General features: G+C 45.7%; 14 protein-coding genes. 11 read left to right on the top strand and 3 right to left on the bottom strand.

Annotation, left to right across the window (positions count from 1 at the left end; translation table 11 throughout):
• Positions 1-104 precede the first annotated feature (104 nt).
• On the bottom strand, positions 105-1079 hold the full coding sequence (locus tag QUA10_RS10125) for a LysR family transcriptional regulator (RefSeq protein WP_333080111.1): 975 nt from the start codon (positions 1077-1079) through the stop codon (positions 105-107).
• A gap of 595 nt (positions 1080-1674) precedes the next feature.
• Between QUA10_RS10125 and QUA10_RS10120 the strand changes: the two genes are divergently transcribed.
• Positions 1675-5103: a PAS domain S-box protein gene (locus tag QUA10_RS10120; RefSeq protein WP_333080113.1), complete on the top strand. Its 3429-nt coding sequence runs from the start codon at positions 1675-1677 to the stop codon at positions 5101-5103.
• Positions 5104-5116: 13 nt separating this feature from the next.
• Here the strand turns inward: QUA10_RS10120 and QUA10_RS10115 are convergent, their stop codons facing one another.
• Positions 5117-7330 (bottom strand): polysaccharide biosynthesis tyrosine autokinase, encoded by a 2214-nt coding sequence (locus QUA10_RS10115; RefSeq protein ID WP_333080115.1) that lies wholly within the window; start codon positions 7328-7330, stop codon positions 5117-5119.
• A gap of 439 nt (positions 7331-7769) precedes the next feature.
• Here QUA10_RS10115 and QUA10_RS10110 point away from each other — a divergent pair, with 439 nt between their 5' ends.
• From QUA10_RS10110 to QUA10_RS10090, 5 genes are all read left to right on the top strand, one after another.
• Entirely contained in the window at positions 7770-10544 is a 2775-nt protein-coding gene (locus tag QUA10_RS10110; RefSeq protein WP_333080116.1) for a polysaccharide biosynthesis protein, read from the top strand.
• A gap of 80 nt (positions 10545-10624) precedes the next feature.
• Positions 10625-11959 (top strand): oligosaccharide flippase family protein, encoded by a 1335-nt coding sequence (locus QUA10_RS10105; RefSeq protein ID WP_333080118.1) that lies wholly within the window; start codon positions 10625-10627, stop codon positions 11957-11959.
• A complete protein-coding gene (locus tag QUA10_RS10100; protein WP_333080120.1) occupies positions 11907-13103 on the top strand; it encodes a glycosyltransferase family 1 protein in 1197 nt (398 codons plus the stop codon). The genes QUA10_RS10105 and QUA10_RS10100 overlap by 53 nt, the downstream gene beginning before the upstream one ends.
• A gap of 376 nt (positions 13104-13479) precedes the next feature.
• Positions 13480-14496 carry a hypothetical protein gene (locus QUA10_RS10095; protein WP_333086231.1) on the top strand — a complete coding sequence of 339 codons (1017 nt, stop codon included), beginning with the start codon at positions 13480-13482 and terminating at the stop codon, positions 14494-14496.
• Between the two features lie 35 nt (positions 14497-14531).
• A complete protein-coding gene (locus QUA10_RS10090; RefSeq protein ID WP_333080123.1) occupies positions 14532-15749 on the top strand; it encodes a hypothetical protein in 1218 nt (405 codons plus the stop codon).
• Positions 15750-15821: 72 nt separating this feature from the next.
• On the opposite strand, the gene QUA10_RS10085 is transcribed toward QUA10_RS10090, so the two are convergent.
• Entirely contained in the window at positions 15822-16373 is a 552-nt protein-coding gene (locus tag QUA10_RS10085) for an acyltransferase (RefSeq protein ID WP_333080124.1), read from the bottom strand.
• 410 nt (positions 16374-16783) lie between these two features.
• Here QUA10_RS10085 and QUA10_RS10080 point away from each other — a divergent pair, with 410 nt between their 5' ends.
• The 5 genes from QUA10_RS10080 to QUA10_RS10060 all read left to right on the top strand — a co-directional run bounded on the left by QUA10_RS10080 (position 16784) and on the right by QUA10_RS10060 (position 22234).
• The gene (locus tag QUA10_RS10080) at positions 16784-17980 is read left to right on the top strand and encodes a glycosyltransferase family 4 protein (RefSeq protein ID WP_333080125.1); all 1197 of its coding nucleotides are present in this window, start codon (positions 16784-16786) and stop codon (positions 17978-17980) included.
• Positions 17977-19128, top strand: a complete 1152-nt coding sequence (locus QUA10_RS10075) for a glycosyltransferase (protein ID WP_333080126.1) — start codon at positions 17977-17979, stop codon at positions 19126-19128. The genes QUA10_RS10080 and QUA10_RS10075 overlap by 4 nt, the downstream gene beginning before the upstream one ends.
• A 10-nt stretch (positions 19129-19138) precedes the next feature.
• Positions 19139-20086, top strand: a complete 948-nt coding sequence (locus QUA10_RS10070) for a GDP-mannose 4,6-dehydratase (RefSeq protein ID WP_333080127.1) — start codon at positions 19139-19141, stop codon at positions 20084-20086.
• A gap of 344 nt (positions 20087-20430) precedes the next feature.
• Positions 20431-21117, top strand: coding sequence for a sugar transferase (locus QUA10_RS10065; protein ID WP_333080129.1), 687 nt, complete (start codon positions 20431-20433; stop codon positions 21115-21117).
• A 13-nt stretch (positions 21118-21130) separates the two neighbouring features.
• Positions 21131-22234: a DegT/DnrJ/EryC1/StrS aminotransferase family protein gene (locus QUA10_RS10060; RefSeq protein WP_333080131.1), complete on the top strand. Its 1104-nt coding sequence runs from the start codon at positions 21131-21133 to the stop codon at positions 22232-22234.
• Positions 22235-22246: the final 12 nt, after the last annotated feature.

The following is a 22246-nucleotide window of genomic DNA, read 5'->3' as shown; positions in this document are numbered from 1 at the left end:
TTATCGAATTATACCAGTTCCCAAAAAGAAGGCAATTGTTGGAAATCTCCAAACCATTATTTCATCAGTCATTCCCAATCTAAAATATAAAATCTAAAATGGTATTAACTCCCTGATTTTTCTAGCTTGATTACATCAAATGGGGGCACAAATTCGCGTACCAGATTCCAGAAATGGGCGATCGGCGGAATTTGCATTCGATCGTGAGTTGTCACCAACACCACTTCGCGAGTCCAAGTAGGATCTGCGGCCAATTGACCGATCGTCGAAACCTTGGAATTTGAGCGCTCTTGGGCGATCGACCGAATTGCTAAAGTGCGATCGCCCTTCGCGTCCACCAAAGCTGAATGCGGCAGCAAAGCAATCAACTCTCCCTGTCGCACCACACCCCGAAAAGCATCAAGAGTGTTGAGTTCCAAAACAGCATGAAGTTTAGCACCCATGCGTCCAAATTGTTCTTGCACCATCCGCTGCATTCCGTACCCGTCCTTAAACACCACTTGCGGGTAACAAATCAATTCCGGCCAAGGTACCCGTTCGTACTGAGCCAGGGGATGACCCGCCGCCATCAACACCTCGATCGGCTCATTGTAGAGCACCTCAACCAACATTTCCGGGGCTTGAGTAAAATGGCGGTTGTTCATCACCACCGCTATGTCCACCAAACCATCTTTGAGGACTTTCAGGGCTCGATCGCTCCCCAGAGAAGTCACCCGCAATTGCACGTCTGGATAGTCACGGCAAAACTTTTGCAGCACAGGCGGCAAATAAGCAGCGCAAACCGAATGAATCGCAGCCACGCAAAGTTCCGGCTGCTTTCCCGCCCGTAAGTCTCCCAATTCTTCAGCAGCATTTCGCCAAGTCTGACAGATTTTGCGAGCGTGAGGTAGCAGGCATTCCCCTCCCACAGTCAGTTTCGCGTGGGCCGTGCGGTGAAACAGAGACAAACCCACTTCCGCTTCTAATCCCTGCACTTGGCGGCTAATAGTCGATTGGGTAACGCCACACTTCCGGGCCGCTTGCTGAAAGCTACCAGTTTCAGCAACTGAAAGAAATGCTTGAAGCTGCTCTAAGCGCATGGAGGTTTAATTCGAGAGAGATGGTTTCAGAAATTTTACTGGAAGATAATCTGTGACATTAACCGATTTAGTAGCAGAATTTAGTAGACTTTGATACAGGTACAGATTAGTTTTGATTCCGAGGCCAGAGGCAGGGATGCTGCGATCTAAGCATCAATCTGCTGCGGCAGGATTTCTGAGCCTCCAAGTAAAGGTCGATTCTCCTATGTTGAAGGGATTTCTGAATCTGCAAAATTATCAAAAAATAGATTCAATAAAGATGAATTTATCGAATATTGCCAGTTTCTAGCTAAACCGTTTCAATGAACGGCACTCTAGTAATCCTTTCATCAACTGAGTTTAATTGTTCTGTTTTTCCGTAAGTTGTGAATTCAAAATATAGCATTTAATTTCGTACCTCCTTGGGAATTATAGTACCTCACTCTCCCTCTACCTCTCAATTAATGTACTAATATTGCAGGCAGGTTAAAGCCTGCTGTGAACTTTCTTCCCCGGACTAAAGTCACTCTTGTTTTCTGTTTTTTTGTGTATAAACTAGAAATTAGCGGGTCAGCAACACAAGTGCAACTAGGATCGATCGCACAGCAAAGCCGAAATGCTGCCATTTATTAAGATTATGTCATTTAACCACAATTTTATTCCCCAAGATGGCTGTTGCCAGTGGCAACCCCAGTTGATGGGACTGCACGCGGTCAGCGATGTATTAATTGCCTTGGCTTATTATTCAATTCCAGCAATTCTGACATACTATGCCCGGAAGCAGCCGGGCGTGCCTTTGAGTAAGGGTTTTCTCCTATTGGGAGCCTGGTTTTTCTGGGGCGGGACAACTCACTTGATGCAAGTTTGGATGCTGGTGCATCCCAGCGAATGGCTGTCAAGTTCGATCGCCGCCTTAACCGCTATTATCTCTTTGTGGGTTTTAGCGTCCCTGATACCCTGGATTTCTCAATTCTTGGCTATGGCTGGAGCGGCCTCTTTTGCAGGAAATACGGCGCTGCGAACCCAAAAGGTCGATCGACCGCAAGCCGACTCTGCTATTAAAAATTCCTTCCCATCCCCCACAAGCGAACTCCAGCAAATTAACCAGCAATTGCTTGCAGAAATAACACAGCGCGAGCGAGTCGAGGAACTCCTGCTTGACGCTGTAGACAAGTTGCAAGAAAGCGAAGAACGCTTCCGCGTTTTTCAGGAATTATCTCTAGACGGATTTAACGTGTTCCGCAGCATCCGCGACGAATCCACAATTGTGGATTTTGAATGGGAATACGTCAATCCCGCAGCGGCAAAAATGCAACACCGTACCCCTGAAGAATTAGTCGGCAAGCGATTGCTGCAAGTGCTGCCCGGCCATAAAGATAACAATTTGTTCGACCGTTACGTCGAAGTTATAGAAACAGGAATTCCCCTGGAAACCGAGATTTATTACAACAGCGAAGGCATTGTCGGCTGGTTTCGGATTATGACTGTTAAATTGGGCGACGGCATTGCTATTTCTTTTGGCGATATTACTAAGCGCAAGCAAGTAGAAGCATCCCTGCGCGAGGCGCTGCAAAAACTCACTTCTCATTTTGAAAATACACCCCTAGCTGTGATTGAGTGGGATGAAAACTTTCGTCTCAGCGGGTGGTCGCCGGCGGCTCAAAAGATTTTTGGTTGGGAAAAAATAGAAGTTTTAGGCAAGCATTTTAGCGAATGGAATTTTATTTCTAAGGGCGATTTGGAAGAGGTGCAATCGGCAATTTTTAGTTTAAGAAAACCAGAAAATCGCTGCAATGTAGTTCGCAACAGCAATTATAATAAGTGGGGTTCGTTGGTACACTGCGAGTGGTACAATTCGGCTTTTTACAGCGATTCGGGACAGTTGATATCGGTGCTGTCTCTGGTTTTGGACGTGACGGAACGCTTTAAATTTCTGGAAGTGCTGCGACAGTCTGAAGAGCGGTTTCGGATTGCGGCAGAAAGTGCCAGTGATTTAATTTATGAATGGAATATCGAAACCGGGATCGTGCTGTGGTTCGGTCACGTAGACGAACATTTGGAGTACGCAAAAGGCGGATTTCCGAGGACAAGAGCAGCTTGGAACAGTATATTGCATCCGATCGACCGGGATCGAGTTTTGGCCGCGGTTGATCGGTATTTGAGTGCGCCAGACAGTTCTGCTGCCCCATTTTTTCAGGAATACCGCGTTCAGTGCCACCGGGGCCGCTTGCTTCACTGGATCGATCGAGGCAAAGCAGTGCTTGACAAACAAGGCAATCCCTACAAATGGATCGGCGTGATTAGCGACATCACCGCTCGCAAAGAGGCCGAAGAACAGCGGAATTGGGCATTGGCGCGGGAACAGGCCGCCCGTCGCCAAGCCGAAGCCAGCGAACAGTTGTACCGCGTCCTCGCTGAAGCCATCCCGCAAATAGTTTGGACTGCCAGACCCGACGGCTGGCTCGACTACTACAACCAGCGCTGGTTTGAATATACTGGCTTGACGCTGGAGGAAACTCAAGGCTGGGGGTGGCAGCTAGCCCTGCATCCAGATGATGTGGATGATGCTGTAGAAAGCTGGAAGACCTCGGTGCAGACGGGGAAGACTTACGAGGTGGAATACCGCTTTAAACGGGCATCTGATGGAGCTTACCGCTGGCATCTGGGTAGGGCATTGCCCGTGCTGGACGCTGAAGGGAAAATTCTCAAATGGTTCGGGACTTGTACCGATATTGACGATCGCCAGCGATCGGCCCAAACAGCATATTTTAACGCTCAAGCTTTGGCTTTGCTGTCGTCGGCTTCCCTGGATTACGAGAAGGCGCTGCAAGGTTTGGCAGATTTAACAGTACCGGGGCTGGGTGATTGGTGCTGTGTGCATTTGCTCGATGCCGACGGCTCGATCCGCTTGCAAGCAGTTGCTCACTCAGATCCGAGCAAAGTCGCTCTGCTTTGGCAAATCGATCGGCGTATGCCGCTAGACCCCCAGGGACGGCACGGAGTAGCAAAGGTGCTACGGACTGGTGAGTCGAAGCTCTACCCAGAAATACCGCAATGGGTGATTGAGGCGGTTGTGCCGGACAGGGAACTGCAGTTGGTGCTGCGATCCCAATCCCAGGTACTGTCGGCAATCTGCGTGCCGCTAATCGCTCGCGGGCGGACGCTGGGAGCGATTTCGTTGCTGTGCGGGGAGTCGGGCCGCCGCTGCGGGGAGTCGGATTTGATTTTGCTGGAGGATTTGGCGCGAGATGCGGCTGTGGCGATCGACAATGCACGGCTTTACCGGGAAGCAGCGGAGGCCAACCGGATTAAAGACGAGTTTTTGGGAACGCTTTCTCACGAGTTGCGGACGCCTCTAAACGCGATTTTGGGCTGGGCGCAGATGCTGCGGCAGCGCCAGATGAGTGCCGAAAAAACGGCTGTAGGTTTGGAGACTATTGAGCGAAACGCGCGGTTGCAGACTCAGATGATTGAGGATTTGCTGGACGTTTCCCGGATTGTCAGCGGCAAAGTGTGTTTGAAGCTGTTCCCGGTGGATTTGGTGCGGATTGTAGAAACAGCCCTGAAGACGCTGAGCCCTGATGCTGAAGCTAGGGGAATTGAATTGGTGAGTTTTTGTGGCGAAGGGGTGAGCTTGGTGAGGGGCGATGCTACTCGTTTGCAGCAGGTGGTGTGGAATTTGCTCTCGAATGCTATTAAGTTTACGCCGCCGTCGGGTCGCGTGGAAATCACGCTCTCGGAGGATGGGGAACCGGGAGCAGCGGGTGACGCCATGTTGTCTGGGCCGTCTCCGGTTCACTCTGTTTCGATCGTTGTCAGCGATACGGGAATTGGCATCAGCAAGGAGTTTTTGCCGTTTGTGTTCGATCGCTTCCGCCAAGCTGACAGCACTTCTACGCGCAATTACGGCGGTCTGGGACTGGGATTGGCGATCGTCCGCCATCTCGTTGAACTCCACGGCGGCACTGTCTGGGCCGAAAGTCCTGGGGAAGGACTCGGCTCGACTTTCGGAGTGCGGCTGCCAATAATCAATAACAACAGTTAACTCTTCTTATTGGTTACTGGTTATTCGTTTTTTTAATACCAGGACTCTGCTCTTGAGTGTAAGATTCATTGGTAAAATAGTAATGGCTGTGCGGTTCGTTTTTAGGACTTACTCCATTCACCACTAAGCCCAGAACGTGCTGATTTGATTTCTTCAATAGCTCCTTCGCAAAAGCCACAGTACCAGAATGAAGAACTCCAGGTCGCACTACCAATAAAATCCCATCGGCTTTATTCCCGAGAATCAGAGCATCAGCAGCAACATTCAAAGCAGGAGTGTCAACGATCACGGCATCATAACTAGCCGAAAATTGCTTAATTAATAAAGTGAGCCGCTGCGAGTCCAACAGAGCCATTGGATTAGGCGGAATTACCCCGCACGTCAGCACATCTAAATTATCCATGACTTGTGCGATCGCATCCCCAAACCCAGCTTGTCCAACTATCACGTTGCTCAAACCTAATTGATTGGGAAGCTCCCAAATCCGATGTTGAACAGGACAGTGCATATCCGCATCTACCAGTAAAACCTTCCTTCCTAATTGAGCTATAGCTACAGCCAAATTAGCCGATACAGTAGACTTGCCTTCTTGCGGTAGCGAACTACTGACAACAATAACTTTCAGCTCTTTATCAGAACTCAGGAATCTCAGATTTGCCTGAAGCATTCGGTAAGCAGCACTGCTCGAAGTATGAGGAGTATCCCTAACAATAACCTGTCGGGGAGATGGCTCTAAATCCAGGGAAGTAGATTTAAGCCGCCTGGAATTGCGCAGAGTATTTTTGTCAGGCTTTTTATGAAAAGGAATCACTCCCAACAAAGTAAACCCAAACAATTCCCTCGCCTCTTCAATAGTTTTGACAGACTTATCTTGAGACTCTAAAAGCATCGCCACACCTATCGCCAGCAGAGTTCCCAACAAGCTGCCCGATATCAGCAATAAAGACTTGCGAGAACGCACTGGTTCTTCCGGAACACTCGCCTTTTGGATAATCCGAGCATTCCCCACTTGCTGATTTTCAGTAATCCGAATTTGCTGGAGTTTTTTCTGCAATTCTTCATAATCAGCTTCGGCTTCCTGGAGTCTTCTTTCAAGTTCCCGCTTTTCCTTCTCTAGCTTCGGCAAAAGTTTTACCCGCTGCCTGTAACCAGCTAGAGCATTTGATAAAATAGTAACTCGCTCAGCCAAACCCTGGCGTTCTACATCTACATTAATAAATTCTTCGATCAGTTTTGGTTTCACCTCTCCTATCTGTAAACTTTGATTTTGCAACGGCTGTTGCCCGCCTAAAACTTGTTGTATTTGTTGGTCTAATAAAGCTTTCATAGTAGCTTTCTTCGTTTCTAACCTAGTTATTATAGGCGAATTATCCAGGTAGCGATTTTGCTCAATTGCTAACTGTCGCTCAATCTGTTTGTATTCTTTGAGAGCTTCCTGCACAGTGCTCGATTGGCTGAGAGTGCTGGCGGCCAATGCTTGCTGGGGATTCATTTGTAATTCGTCTTCAAATGCTTTGGACTTAGCACTGGCATTGAGCAAATCCGACTTAGCTTGGTCGATTTTACTTTCTAGTTCCGCCATAACTGCCACTGCTGATTTAGCTTCTTCTTCAAGATTTACAACTTTATTATCTTCTTTAAATTTGCTCAATTCTGCCGCTGCTTTTCGCATAGTTTGGTCGGAGTTAGGCAGTTTCCTTTCAATAAACTGTCGAACAGATACAGCTTCTAAGCGATTCACTTTTTGATTGTTGTCAATATAAAAATCCATCAGCGTTTTTACGACATCTGCTGCTATTTTTGGGTTGGGGTCTTTGTATGAAACCGTTAGGATATCAGCTCCCCGAATAGTAGCTACTGTCAGTTGTTTAAAAAAATCTTTTGTTTTCAGATGATTATTTGTTTCGTCTTTTAACTGAAGCCTCTTTATAGTTTTTTCGACGTTTTCTAGAGAACGAATCAGTTCGATCTCGGTAGTCAGAGGGTTACTTTGCTCCGCCGCAGGAGTCAACTGCCCGATTTCTTTTCCCAATTCTGTTAAAGCAGAGCCAGGAGTTGTTTTCTTAAATAACAGCTTTCCTTCTGCTTCATAAACTGCTTTTTGCTTCAGCGTGGCGTAGGTGGTGAGTGCAACAACCGAGGCGAATACAGCTAAGGCTGGCAGCCACCTGCGCTTCAGAATCTGCCAGTATTCCTGAAATCCAATACCACTTTCAGTTGATTCCATTAGTTACTCCCGAAAAATGATTTTTTGTAAACTCTAACACCCTAGGCTTTTCAAATCATTATTTAGGATATCTATTGTATCACTTAAGTCAAGCATTGTCCTGGTTTTAACAAATATATTTGTGTTCCCCATAACAAAAAAATTATATATTTTTGTTAAAAACAAGTAAAGAATTATAAACTTACGAGCAATGGAACCACTATTAGGAGAAGATGGACTCAGCATTAAGAGTTCAAAATTTAATCTAAAAAAATAATAATAAAACAATTAGGAGACGGGCAATATTCTTGATGGTCGCCTTAATGATATCACTTGAGTGATGCCTGATTCAAAGAAAGGCTGATTAATTTCAGCGGGCAGGGTGGTATAAAAAACTACCTCGGCATTAGGTACTAGATATAGTTTTAGTAAAGTTTTTGGGTAATAGGGTGTGATGAATATGATCATAAAAAAAATCAGCAAAGTGTTGGTGGGATTAAGAACCCGTCATTTTTTGATAATCGATGCAATTTGTTTGGCGATCGCACCGTTATTGGCCCTGGCAATTCGTTTAGATGATACATTAACTCTGGCTCCCTATCTACACAGTCTAGCGTTAGTGACAGTATTATTTGTAGCAGTCAAACTAGCAGTCTTTTATGCGGGGGGCTTATACAAGCGTTACTGGCAGTATGCGGGTCGGGAAGAAATGATACAAATAGCGATGCTGATAGGTATATCCCTAGCAGTGGAAATTATATTGTTCCAACAACTCTACCACCTAAATAATTCGTGGCGCGCTCTTCCGCGATCGCTGCCGCTACTAGACGCTATCATTAGCTTTTTGTTAGTTGCGGTCATTCGTTTCAGCATTCCAGCCCTCGAAAGATGGAACCAAAAACCGTGGAAAGTTCAGCAACGCGACCGCGTCCTGATAGTCGGTGCGGGCAGTGCAGGCACATCTCTGATGCAAACGATGCAGAGGAGCCCGGAGGTAGGACTAGATCCAATCGCTTTTATTGACGACGACCCCAAAAAAATCTCCAAGCAGATTGGCAGACTGACTGTAGTCGGCAATCGCTGTAACATTCCGGAAGTAGTTCGATCGCTAAATATCGGCAAAGTCATGATTGCCATCCCCTCAGCTCCGGGAAAAGAGATTAGGGAAATCGTAGAAATTTGCCAGTCAATTGGAATTCCAACCAGCACCCTCCCCGGCCTCAATGAAATCATCAAAGGCCACGTCAGTTTAGGTAGCCTCAGAGAAGTACAGATTGAGGACTTGCTCCGCCGCGCCCCCATTCAAACCGATACCCAGAAAGTCTTGGGGTTGATTGGAGGCAAGAAAGTTCTAATTACTGGTGCCGGGGGCTCCATCGGCAGCGAACTTTGTCGGCAAATATTAAAGTACGCTCCTGCGGAAATCATCATCGTCGGACATGGAGAAAATTCTGTATTCAACATTCAACAAGAACTCACAAAAGTCCTGTCAGAACTCAAAAAGACCAGCCAAACCCAAACAGATATTACTCGCCTGACAGCTTTCATCGCCGACATTCGTTTGCTCGATCGCTTAGAGTACGTTTTTGAAAAAAATAGACCAGACATCATTTTTCATGCAGCGGCTCACAAACACGTACCCATGATGGAATTAAACTCGCCGGAAGCGATTACTAACAATGTGCGGGGGACGAAAAATCTCTTGGAGCTGGCGTTGAAATACAATGTGGAACACTTTGTGATGATTTCCACCGACAAAGCGGTGAATCCAACTAGCATTATGGGAGCTACCAAAAGAGTTGCCGAAATGCTGGTGCTGCAAGCAGCCCAAAAAACCCAAAACCCCTTTGTAGTGGTTCGTTTCGGTAATGTTCTTGGCAGCCGGGGTAGTGTCGTACCCACTTTCAAGCGACAAATTGCGGAGGGCGGGCCGATCACAATTACCCATCCAGATATCACTCGCTATTTCATGACAATTCCCGAGGCTGTTCAACTGGTTTTGCAGGCCGCAGTCATCGGCAATGGCGGGGAAGTATTCATGCTTGAGATGGGAGAACCAGTCAGAATTGTTGATTTGGCAAAGGATTTGATTCGGCTCTCAGGATATGAAGTGGGCAAAGACATAGAAATCGCGTTTACAGGGCTGCGGCCGGGAGAAAAATTGTTTGAAGAACTGTTTATTCCGGGCGAGAAATACAACCGCACTAAACACGAAAAAATTCTGAGTCTTGGCAATGCCAGCCGCCTAGTGAAAGAAAATATTGACCGGGAAGTAGAAGCCCTTTGTCAAGCGGGCGATCGCAATGATCCCAATTTAATAGTCTCAATGTTACAGCAGTTAGTGCCTGAGTACGTACCAGGATATTCAACAGCCAATTTGCCCGCAATTACAGCCACAGAAACAACCGCTCTGGCAAAGATTAGCAGTGCAGCATCTGTGCAGTTAGAAAATGATTTGCGGGTGGCTCTTGCCAATGAGGAGTTTCGGATTCACTATCAGCCGATCGTCTGTCTGCAAACCGATCAAATTAGTGGTTTTGAAGCGCTGTTGCGCTGGCAGCACCCGAATCGAGGTTTGCTGTGGCCAGACGAATTCCTACCAGCGGCTGAAGAAACGGGCTTGATTGTTCCTATTGGCGAGTGGGTGCTGCGGCAAGCTTGCAGCCAGATGCGAATTTGGCAGTCGCAATTTCGTCTTAACTCTCCTTTAACAGTCAGCGTGAATCTGACTAGCAAACAGTTTTTCCAAGCTGACTTAATCGAGACGATCAACCAAATATTGAAGGAAACAAATCTCGCTGCTTCTAGTTTGAGGTTAGAAATTCCTGAATATGTTGTGACGGAAAATTCCGAGTTGGCTGGGTCTGTTTTTCTCAAACTTAAAACTTTAGGGTTGCAAGTACAAATAGATCACTGCGGTCTCAGTGATTTATCATTAACTCACCTTTACCAATTGACGCGGCTGAAGTATGGGAAATTCGACAGTTTGAAGCTAGATTGCTCTCTAGTCAGCGGGCTGGATGCTAACAACGACAACTTAGAAATTCTTCATAAAATTATGGAGATCACTCAGGAATTAGGTATGGGAATGATTGCCACAGGAGTAGAAACGAAGTGGCAAATAGCTCAGCTAAAATCTATTAACTGCGTCTACGGACAGGGATACTTTTTCTCGAAGCCTGTGGAATGTGCCGCGGTAGGGAAATTGATGAGCGCTAAGGTTGGTAAAAGTTAATAGGGCATTTATGAATAAGTTTGAAATGGGAAATACACCATAGGGAATCCACCAATTAGCAAGCAGGTAATTAGCTAGTAATGCAAAAGTTGAAACCACTAACATTACGCCGGAATTTTTCCTGGACTTTCACTGGTAATCTCATTTATGCGGCTTCCCAGTGGGGAATGTTGGTTGTGCTTGCTAAATTGGGCAGTCCTGAAATGGTGGGTCAATTTACCTTGGGTTTGGCAGTGACAGCACCTGTTATTATGTTTACTAATCTGCAACTGCGAGGTATCCAAGCGACAGATGCGAAAGGGGAGTATGTTTTTAGCGATTATCTGGGTCTGAGGTTACTTGGAACTGGGTTAGCACTGTTGATAATTGCGGGAATTACGATCAAAGCTGGATATCGGTGGGAGACTTCGCTGGTGATTTTGGCGATCGCACTGGCGAAGGCATTTGAGTCGATCAGCGACGTGTTTTACGGACTGATTCAACAACACGAACGGATGGATAGAATAGCGATCGCCCTGATGATTAAAGGCCCTTTATCGCTGTTACTTTTAGGCATCGGAGTTTCCCTGACTGGAAGTGTTGTAGGGGGAGCTATCGGATTAGCAATTGCCTGGGGTTTAGTCCTATTCGGCTGGGATCTTCGCAATGGTAGATTAATTTTAAAAAATTTCTCGCATGGGAGAGAGGAAGCAGATTTATTAGTTGCCGATGCTCAACCTGCAAACAGCCACAATCCCTTGTACCCGCGCTGGCACCGCAAAACTTTGGGCAAGTTAGTTTGGCTTGCTTTACCTCTGGGTTTTGTAATGATGTTGATTTCGCTGAATACTAACATTCCTCGATACTTTATCGAGCGGTATTTGGGCGAACGCGAACTGGGCATTTTCGCTGCCATGTCTTACCTGATGGTGGTTGGGCAGATGGTAGTGAGTGCGCTAGCGGAGTCTGCAAGTCCGCGACTAGCAAAATATTATGCAGCGGGAAATAGCAATGCTTTTCGCACACTTTTGCTCAAGCTGGTGGGGGTTGGCTTGATGTTAGGTGCGGGAGGCGTTTTTGTCGCGGTTGTTGCCGGCAAACCAATCTTAACTTTACTTTATAAACCGGAATATGCCGATCGAGCAGATTTGTTCCTATGGCTGATGCTGGCTGCGGGTATTTGGTACGTTTCTGCCTTTTTGGGTTACGGGATGACGGCAGCTAGATACTTTCGAGTGCAAATGCCTTTGTTTGTTTTGGTAACGGGGAGTTCTGCGATCGCTTGTCTGTGGTTAATTCCAATTATGGGACTTCAAGGGGCGGCGCTGGCGCTGATCGTTACTGCAATTGTTCAAACAGTTTTTAGTTTAGGAGTTATCGTCTATGCACTGCACAGACTCGACAGATATCAAGGAACAAAATCAAACATCGACTAAGCAGCGTCCAATCCGTATTCTTCATGTCGTCGGCGGCATGAATCGGGGCGGCATAGAAACTTGGCTGATGCACGTTTTGCGAAATATCGATCGCGATCGTTTCCATATGGACTTTGTAGTTCACACTGAGAAACCCTGTCCTTACGATGGCGAAGTGCGTGCTCTTGGCAGCCAGATTATCCCCTGCCTCGATCCTGCAAAACCTTGGCTGTACGGTCGCAACTTTAAACGAATTCTACGCGAATACGGGCCCTATGACATTGTTCACAGTCATGTCCACCACTTCAGCGGTTACGTTCTTTGGTTGGCAAAACAAGCCGGCATAGCTGTCCGCATTGCCCAAAGCCATAACGATACCTCCTCAGTTCAGGCAAAAGCAGGATGGTATCGGCGTTTGTATCTCGCTTTAACAGAATGGTGGGTCGATCGCTACGCAAAAGTCGGTTTAGGAGTTAGCCACAAGGCAGCCGCGTCTCTATTCGGTTCAGCATGGTCAACCGATCCGCGCAGGCAAATTCTTTACTATGGCATCGATCTAACTCCGTTCCAGTCTCCTGTCGATTCGGTTGCTATTCGGACTGAATTGGGTTTACCTGCGGATGGTTTTGCGATCGGTCATGTAGGCAGATTTATCGAACAAAAGAACCATCTGTTTCTGTTGGAAATTGTGGCGGAAGTTGCCAAACGAGAACCAAAAATGCGCCTATTACTGATAGGTGATGGTTCGCTGCGCCCAGAAATCGAACAGAAAGTTATTCAGCTTGGTTTGACAGACCGGATTATTTTCGCCGGTGTCCGATCTGACGTACCCCAGTTAATGCTAGGTGCTATGGATGTATTCCTTTTGCCATCCTTTCACGAAGGGTTGCCCTTAGTATTGCTAGAAGCACAAGCGGCTGGACTTCCCTGTATTTTTTCCGATGTCATTACCGAGGAAGTCGATATTGTCAAGCCTCTGGTGCAGCGAATGTCCTTGTCGCGATCGGCATCGGATTGGGCAGAGGCAGTTTTGGCAGCACGAGGCAATACATCGGCCATTAGCCAATTGGATGCCCTAGGGGTTTTAGAAAAGAGTTCTTTCAGTATTGAGATGAGTGTAAAAGAGCTAACAAAAGTCTATGAAGCTAACTTTCCTAGCTGCTAGCATTAGTCATTTTTCGTGATTTTGTTTTATGTTGGATCTGCTGTTCTGGTTGAGCTTTTTCTATTGGACGGTGCTACCATCGACCAAAACTCCGTGGTTTGAAATTGAATCGATACCTGTTAACGGCAAAGACATACTTCTTGTGGTAGTCGCTTGCATATTCTTGTTCTGGCCGAGGAGGAAAAAAACCTCAAGCACCGCTTTACCCAGACGGGAAAATCTAATCACAGCCTTCCTCGAACCTTGGCATTATCACTTGCCGATCTTGACTCTTAGCCTGATATTTTATGCTACGCTATCCCTTCAAGATAGCCGCCTGGACCCGCGCGATGCTAAGGGAATGATGTGTACCCTGATCTTGACAGCATCCAGCTTTTTGCTTGGCTATAATGCGATCGCAAAAAGACCGGCTGCATCTGTACGGCTATTTCTCTGGCGACTTACAGTTGGTTTAGCTGGAGTAGGGCTGTTATACACAGTTGCATCTTTATCATCCTTCCAGTTTGCAGGTGTCAGAACCGCGCTAATTAACGATCCGACAGTGCGGGTACAAGGCCCCCTGTTTGGGTCAGATGATGGATATTTTGTGCTAATACCAGCGTTGGCATTTGCGATTCAAGAGCTGATTCAAACTCCTACCCAACGTTTATTTAAGCTTACCATTATATTTATTTTAATGCTGACTCTCATCGGTCTTGGGTCGCGGGGCGCAATACTCATTATTGGTGTATTTCTTTGTTTGACTATTTTATTTAATAAAAACAAGAAAGTTGCTGCCCTTGCTGCTCTGGGAGTAATTGTTTTCGTAATGATAGCAGCAGCAATAGTCTTTGCAACATCAAATACTGGCGATCGCTTGCAGTCTTTGGAAGACTCATCCCGTTCAGATACATATTTAACATCTTTTAAAATTATGGGTAATCGAACTACCGATTTAAATATTTTGGGGTCTGGTTATGGCTCTTATTGGGATTGGTATATTCTCGATCTTGAGGACGGTTCAGATGCAGAGGGAGGAAGAACTTTTAAGATCATACGAACTTCCTTCGGACCGATTTTATATCACCCTCACTCAACTTTTTTGCTACTAATTGTCGAGCTAGGAATGGCTGGTTTTCTATATTTTGTATTTTTGTGGACTGTTTATGCTCGTCTCCTCCTTCGCGATTCAAGAAAATTGGAATTTCCAATCTTGGGTTGCGGTATCCTTGCTTCAGGATTTTCACTATTTATGAATTTTTTCATTTTTAGGCTGCAAATGCTTACTTGTCTGTGGTGGATTTTCCTATTCGGTGCTTTAGCTTTGAGTTCAAGTGCGAGTTCGTGTGGAACACAAAATACTATTCCTCCCCAGGAAGGAGCGCAGTTTGCAAGACACGCTGACAGAATTTAAACAAGTAGCAAGACGATAGCAGAGGAACTTAACAAATGAGTAGTAATAACCGAAAAATCACGAATAAGTTTCCCGGTCAAATAAATAGAAAATTATCAGTTTTATTAATTTCAGTTATTTTGTATTTTAGTTCGTGCAGTAGTTCTGATGTCAGCTTATCCTGTGCAGATCCTATCCCCGTTCTTCCTACTGCTACTCCTAGAGTTGAGGTGCGTGCTGACGGTACTGCTATGGTTAATGGCAAGCCATTCTTTCCCTTTGGTTTTTATCACGTTTCCTGGCAATCTACTGCAGACGTTCGCATTAACCACTTACGTGAAATGGCGGCGGCTGGATTTAATATAATTCACCCTTCTTTTAAAAGGTTTGAAAAGTTTGAAGAATATGAAAAATTTCTCGATGAGGCTGAGCGAATCGGTATTTACGTCCTGACTGAATTTGAGTTAGTGCCAACGGTCGATCCTATTCAATTTGTCAATAAATTCAAGAATAAATCAGCGATTTTTGGTTGGAGTATTGCTGATGATGTCGATAGTAATAAAGATGGATTTACTGTCAATCAGATTTTAGATTTACATTGTAAGTTCAAAACTGCCGACCCAGCTCACATAACCTATATTAGCGGTAGCAAAGAAAACAAAATTTCTAATTTTATTAATACTGCTGATGCAGTAGGAGTTCAAGCTTATCCTGTGGGATTAAAGCTACCATTGAATTCGGTTAAATATATAATTTCTATTGCTCGCAATGCTGCTCCCAACAATCGTTTAATTATTGGAAACTTGCAGTCATTTCGATGGTACGATGAAGCGGCGGAGATCCCAACTTTTGATGAGGTACGTAATATGACATATCAGGCAATTTTAGCTGGTGCGAAAGGAATTATTTACTACACTTATTACGATCGAGAGTGGAGTTTGCAGGAACATCCAGATTTATGGATGGGAATTAAATCTTTAGTACCAGAAATGCAAGCAATTAGCTCGTTCTTGCTAGAAGGAGATTTCAAAACTATTGAGACGGGTGCGAAAAACATCTTAGCTGGAATTTGGGTGCATCAAAACCAAAATTTAGCTGTTTTCATCAATACTTCATACGATCGCACCGATCGAGTCGCGATTAAACTTCCAGGAAATGTGACAGAAGTACAACCTATGTTTTCAGGTCATGCTTCTGGTATGAGCTTCAAAAATGGTCAACTCAGTGGTTTCCTCAATCCCTTAGAGGTTCGCGTTTATAGTCTGAAAAGCTAATTCATGAATGTTGTTTTTGCTCTCGAACATCGATGCGATCGCACCCCGGACGGACAGGTACGGTTTTAACGATTACTGTTGTGACACAGGTAAAAGACTTCCAATCACTTTTGCTGGATTTCCGGCTACGATAGTGTGATCCTGAACATCTTTGGTAACAACAGCACCTGCTCCAATTACTGAACCCCGCCCTACATATCGAACTTGTGGCAGGACAATTGCTCTGTAGCCTATCCAAGCACCTTGACCAATAACCTTCGTACCTGGAGAATAAATTTCACCTGCTCTGTTTTCAGGGTCATTATAATTATGAGTATTACCGAGCAGACATACATAATCTGCTAGAGTCACAGCATCTTCTATGACTACGTTCATTCCAATGTCACAGTATTTTCCAATAAAAACTTTGTCCCCAATCTTAACATTTTCATTGATTTGAGTATGCCAACGAATAGTGACCCAATTTCCTATCTCTATAGTTCTTCTACTGAGAAATCGAACTTCATGCTCTATAGTGATTGGAAAACCGCAGGAGCGCAAAAACAACTTAAGGAACAAGCCACGAAAAATGCCAATCACCTTTCGTAGTGTGATCTTTTTCTTAAATACAGACATCTTGACCATTGGTACAGTTTCCTAAATCTTTTCAACAATCAATATAAATATAACTGATGTTACGATCTATTAGCAAAATTCACCACCTTGACAGGGCTGGCTTCTTTGATGGCACGACCGATGACGCTCTCATTGTTATAATTATTACATAATCTGTAGTCCTTATCTCAATTGGTGAACCTATCAACGACATTCCGTTTAATAATATAGTCATCTATGTATTTCTATTTCCATTGTTGCTCCATTAGCTGCTGCTTCAGTAAATGAATATTTGTAAATTTTAGATAAATAACTTACCTTAACATACAGGCTATGCTATAAAAATTATGTCATTACTTAATTCAAAAGTGTTGACCGCAAAAAACTCACCAAAGTTAATTTATTATTATGAATAAATGAATTTTAGGGGTTGTCAATTTATGAATGTTGTTGTTGCTCTCGAACATCGATTCGATCGCACTCCCGACGGAAAGGTGTGGACGCAGGTAGCGTTTCCACATTCCTTCTGGATGCGTTACTTGGAAGTTTTCGATCGCGTGCGCGTGGTGGCGAGGGTTCGAGAAGTTGCTTCAGTTTCTGGCGACTGCAAACGCGCAGACGGCGAAGGGGTTTCCTTCGCAGCCATACCATACTACATCGGCCCTTGGCAGTACCTCCAGAAAGTCTCGCAAGTCCAGCGTGCAGCCAGAAATGCCGTGGCAGCAAACGATGCGGTAATTCTGCGGGTTAGTTCGCAGATAGCTTCTTGCATTCAACCGATGTTAAGCAAGATAAATCATCCGTATGCCGTAGAAGTCGTAGCCGACCCCTATGATGTCTTCGCGCCCGGTGCAGTTAAACATCCCTTGCGCCCGTTCTTCCGCTGGTGGTTTCCGCGCCAGTTGAGGCATCAATGCGCTGGGGCTTGTGCTACTGCCTACGTTACAGAAGGTGCCCTGCAACGCCGATACCCTTCAGGGTCTGGGGCGTTTTCAACCCACTATTCCAGTGTGGAATTGCCAACTTCGGCTTTTGCTGCTGCACCCCGTTTTGACGATCGCGACAAGCAATCTTTCACCCTGGTTAGTGTCGGCACGCTGGCTCAACTCTATAAAGCCCCAGATGTCCTAATTGATGCTGTAGCTACCTGCGTGCAGTCGGGATTAAACCTGAAGTTGGTTTTGGTAGGAGATGGCAAACATCGGTCAGAATTGGAGGCGCGAGCCCAGGCCCGCGGTATAGCAGATCGGGTTTGTTTTCTCGGCCAATTAACTGCTGGCGATGCTGTACGGGCCCAGTTGGACAAAGCAGAGCTTTTCATCCTGCCTTCCCGCCAGGAAGGCTTACCCAGAGCAATGATCGAAGCGATGGCCCGATCGCTCCCGTGCATCGGATCTACGGTAGGTGGCATTCCCGAACTGCTGCCGGCCGAAGATCTGGTACCCCCCGGTGATGCGACTGCTTTGGCTCAGAAAATTCGCGAAGTGGTGACGAATCCAGAACGCATGGCTAGAATGTCGGCCCGCAACCTGGAGAAAGCCAAAGACTATCGAGATGAAGTGCTGCGGGAACGGCGGAATCAACTTTACCGCTTCGTGCGAGAGCAAACAGAAGTTTGGTTGAGAGAAAAAAAATGAACAAACTATTGATAGTAACGACGATCGCACCAACTCTCCGCGCTTTCTTCGCACCCATTGCCCGCCACTTGCGCGAGCTCGGTTGGGAGGTAGACGGGATGGCCAAAGGAGTTTCGACTTGTCCAGAATGCTTGCAGGCATTCGATCGCACCTGGGAAATCGACTGGTCTCGAAACCCCACCGCGCCACAAAATCTGCTGGTTGCGCCGCCACAAATCCGAGAAGTGCTAGCACAGCAAGCCTATAACCTGGTAAATGTTTCCACCCCCGTGGGGGCCTTTGTCAGTCGTTATGTTCTCAATGATTTGAGAAAGCAGGGAAAACTCAAGGTGATCTATACGGCCCAAGGTTTTCACTTCTACAAAGGAGGTTCACCGCTCAAAAATGCAATTTTTCTGGGGCTAGAAAAGCTTGCCGGGCCTTGGACGGATTGCCTAGTTGTGGTGAACCGCGAGGATGAGGAAGCGGCCAAACGCTGGCTGGTTCCCCCTGAACGAGTCCGTTATATACCGGGAACTGGGTTAAATGTCGATCGCTACAACCCATTGGAGATTCCTGAAGCAGAAATACGGAGAGTGCGCCAAGAATTGGGACTATCACCGGATACGCCGCTGTTTTTGTCGGTTGCTGAGTTGATTCCCCGCAAGCGCCCCCACGACGTTTTAAAGGCTTTCGCTCGTTTGGGAAGACCAGAGGCACACTTAGCCTTTGCTGGCCAGGGACAAATCAAGGAGATGCAGCAGTTGGCATCTGAGTTAGGAGTGGAAAATCAGGTGCATTTTTTGGGGTTTCGTCGGGACATTCCTGTTTTGATGCGGGCCTCAGCAGCAACAGTCCTGGCTTCTGAGCAAGAGGGGCTTCCCAATTGTGTCATGGAGTCGCTGTGCCTGGAAGTTCCGGTGATCGGCACAGATATTCGCGGCACTCGCGACTTGCTGGAAGGAGGCTGTGGCCTTCTAGTTAAGGTAGGAGATATTGAGGGGTTGGCTCAGGCTATGGCTTGGGTGCTCGATCACCCGATCGCAGCTCGCGAAATGGCACAGCGCGGTAGTAAAAGCATACTTGCTTACGAACTTCAGAACATCCTGAAGCAATACGAGGCTTTGTACGCTGAAATCAACAATCAACAATCAACAATTAACAATTAACAATTAACAAATGAGTAATATAGTTACAGGCGTGGCAGGTTTTATCGGCTCTCACTTAGTAGAAACTCTGTTAAAGCAAGGTGAGAAAGTTATTGGCATTGATGAAGTCAACGATTATTACGATCCCGAATTAAAGAGAAAAAATCTCGCTCATTTTGCCAAACATCCAAATTTTCAACTGATCGAAGACAATATTGTATCTTTGGATTGGCGATCGCTCTTAGCTAATACAGAAGTCATTTATCACCAAGCAGCGCAAGCAGGCGTGCGCGCTAGTTGGGGAGAAGGTTTCCGCAGTTACACGGATCGCAATATCAATGCAACTCAGGTACTCTTAGAAGCAGCAAAAAATGCACCGCAAGTGAAAAGATTTGTACTAGCTTCTTCTTCTTCGGTGTACGGCAATGCTGAAACTTTCCCTACCAGCGAAACGGCCTGTCCTCAACCAGTTTCTCCCTACGGAATTACTAAGTTAGCCGCTGAACGTTTGTGTTCGCTTTATTATCACAATTTCGGCGTTCCCGCAACCATGTTGCGCTATTTCACCGTTTACGGGCCTCGCCAGCGTCCCGATATGGCATTCCACATATTTTTTAAATCAATTTTGCGCGGCGAAGCGATTTCAATTTACGGAGACGGACAGCAAACCCGAGACTTTACGTTTATCAGCGATTGCATTGCTGCTAATGTAGCTGCTGCTAAAGTTCCAGAAGCTGTGGGCGAAATCTTCAATATAGGAGGGGGAAGTCGAGTGGCTTTAGCAGAAGTTATTCACACAATGGAAAATATTGTCGATCGCCCGATTCGCATCAATTACCTAGAATCGAGCAAAGGAGATGCGCGGGATACTAGCGCTGACGTATCCAAAGCTCAGAAAATATTGGGATATCAGGCACAGGTTTCTTTGAGGGAAGGATTGAGGCAAGAATGGGAATGGGTGCAATCTTTGTATGGTTAGGACGTACTGAATTAATAAACGCTTAAAAAAAGCTTATAGTCAGGATTTTAGTCCTCAAAATACTAAAGTCCATAGCTCGGATCGCGCTCGTGTCAAGGTCGATTAGTCGGACATAATATTACAGGTTGGACACAGGTCAACGATCGCATAGCCCTCGATCTTACCTACTTCATCGTTAAGTTATGTAACAGTAAGCGATCGTCCCAACCAGAGGTTCACAAAGGCTTCATAAAACACCGAAGTTATTTAAATTTTCTGTAAAGTTGACAGAACTCGTTACCGTATAAACCCGGATACTGCAAGAATCAGGGAAGTACAGTAAATTGCTGTTGGGGTGTAGAATCATGAGTATTGACGAATTATTACCGCTCAAATCAGACTCACAAATATCGCAACTTCATCAACGAGTAAATTCCAAAAAAGTCAGCCAATTGGTTAAGTGGGTATTAGATAGATTATGTGCAGCGATCGCCCTTTTGGTGTTCTCTCCCGTAATATTAATAGTTGCGATCGCCATTTACATCCGCATGGGCGGGCCCATCTTTTTCTGCCAACCCCGTCCCGGTAAAAACGGTCGGGTTTTCAATTTCTACAAGTTTCGCACTATGACAAGCGATTGCGACGCTGATGGCAATTTGCTGCCCGACGAACAGCGTCTCATACCCCTCGGTCAATTTCTTCGCAAAACAAGTCTGGACGAACTTCCACAACTATTGAACGTTCTCAAAGGCGACATGAGCTTTGTTGGGCCTCGCCCCTTATTAGTACGATATCTAGAACGCTACAGTCCCGAACAAGCGCGCCGCCACGATGTTATGCCCGGAATCACCGGTTGGGCCCAGGTAAATGGTCGCCGACTTCTAGATGGAAATTGGCCGGAGAAATTCAGACTCGATGTTTGGTATGTCGATAATTGGAGCCTGTCATTAGATTTAAAAATACTTTTCCTAACAGTCTGGAAAGTCTTGGGGCAAAAAGAAATTAGTCAAGAAGGCCAGGCTACCGGTGAAGAGTTTAAAGGTAATGAATGAGGTATTACAATCAATGATAGCAAGATGGGAAGTCGGATCAGAATTTCATTGGTCGGATGATGCCTTGACACCACCACCATCATCATCGGAAAATTTATTCCCCGAAAACTACGAACTATTTTCCACAGCTACGGGCATTCTATTGGCTATTGAGCGTTTTTTGAAAGGCGATAGCGAACGTCGATTAAGGCTACATTTACCGACATATTACTGCATGGAAGTTGCAGCAAAAATCAGTAAAGTTTTCGAGCTGTGTTGGTATGGCGATTTGCCCACAGAACCAGTCCCAGATTTTAACTCCCTTCGCCCCTTACCGGGTGATTTAGTATTGGCAGTTAATTTGTTTGGAGTGAAAGAAGGAAAACCTTGGCAAGATTGGCTGAGTCAAAATCAAGATATTATCTTAATTGAAGACCACAGCCACGATCCTTTCTCGCTTTGGGCGCAGCAAACTACCGCTCATTATGCAATGGCATCGCTGCGTAAAACACTGCCGATTCCAGACGGAGCGATGATTTGGTCTGGGAAAAAAATGGAACTGCCTCGACCTTCAAAACCGGAATCATCGGCAGCCGCCCAAAAACTCACCGCTATGCTGCTAAAGCGAGCGTATTTGATGGGTGCGGATATTTCCAAAGATAGCTATCGAATCCTGCAAATGGAAGGAGAGGAGCATCTAATCAATGATGGCGATCGGTCTATTTCCACCCTCACAAACAATGTACTCTTAAGTTTAAAGATTTCCGAAATGAGGCAACAGCGGGCAACCAACGTCAAAGATTTTTTAGATATGCTATTAAAAAATCAACAGGAAAGTTACCAACCTTTATTTACAAATTGGTCTTCCGGTTCGGTTCCCTTTAATAGCATTTTAGTCTGTAAAAATCATCAACTTAGGGAAGAACTGCACCGATTTTTGATAAGTAAAAACATTTTCGCTCCTGTTCATTGGCCTCAACCGCCCGACAAATTGTCGGGTAACGATCCGAAGGCATTCGATTTATCAAATCGCCTGCTGACTGTTCCCACAGATCATCGTTATTCCTACAACGATATTACCCAAGTAGCAGCAAAATTTGCTGAATTTTTCCAACTGCAACCAAGCGCTATTTATTAGTCAGGAGTAAAT

The organism is Microcoleus sp. Pol8_D6, assembly GCF_036700965.1.
GTDB lineage: Bacteria > Cyanobacteriota > Cyanobacteriia > Cyanobacteriales > Microcoleaceae > Microcoleus.
The sequence above is the reverse complement of the archived record's forward strand: the minus strand, read 5'-3'. Positions and strand labels throughout refer to the sequence as shown.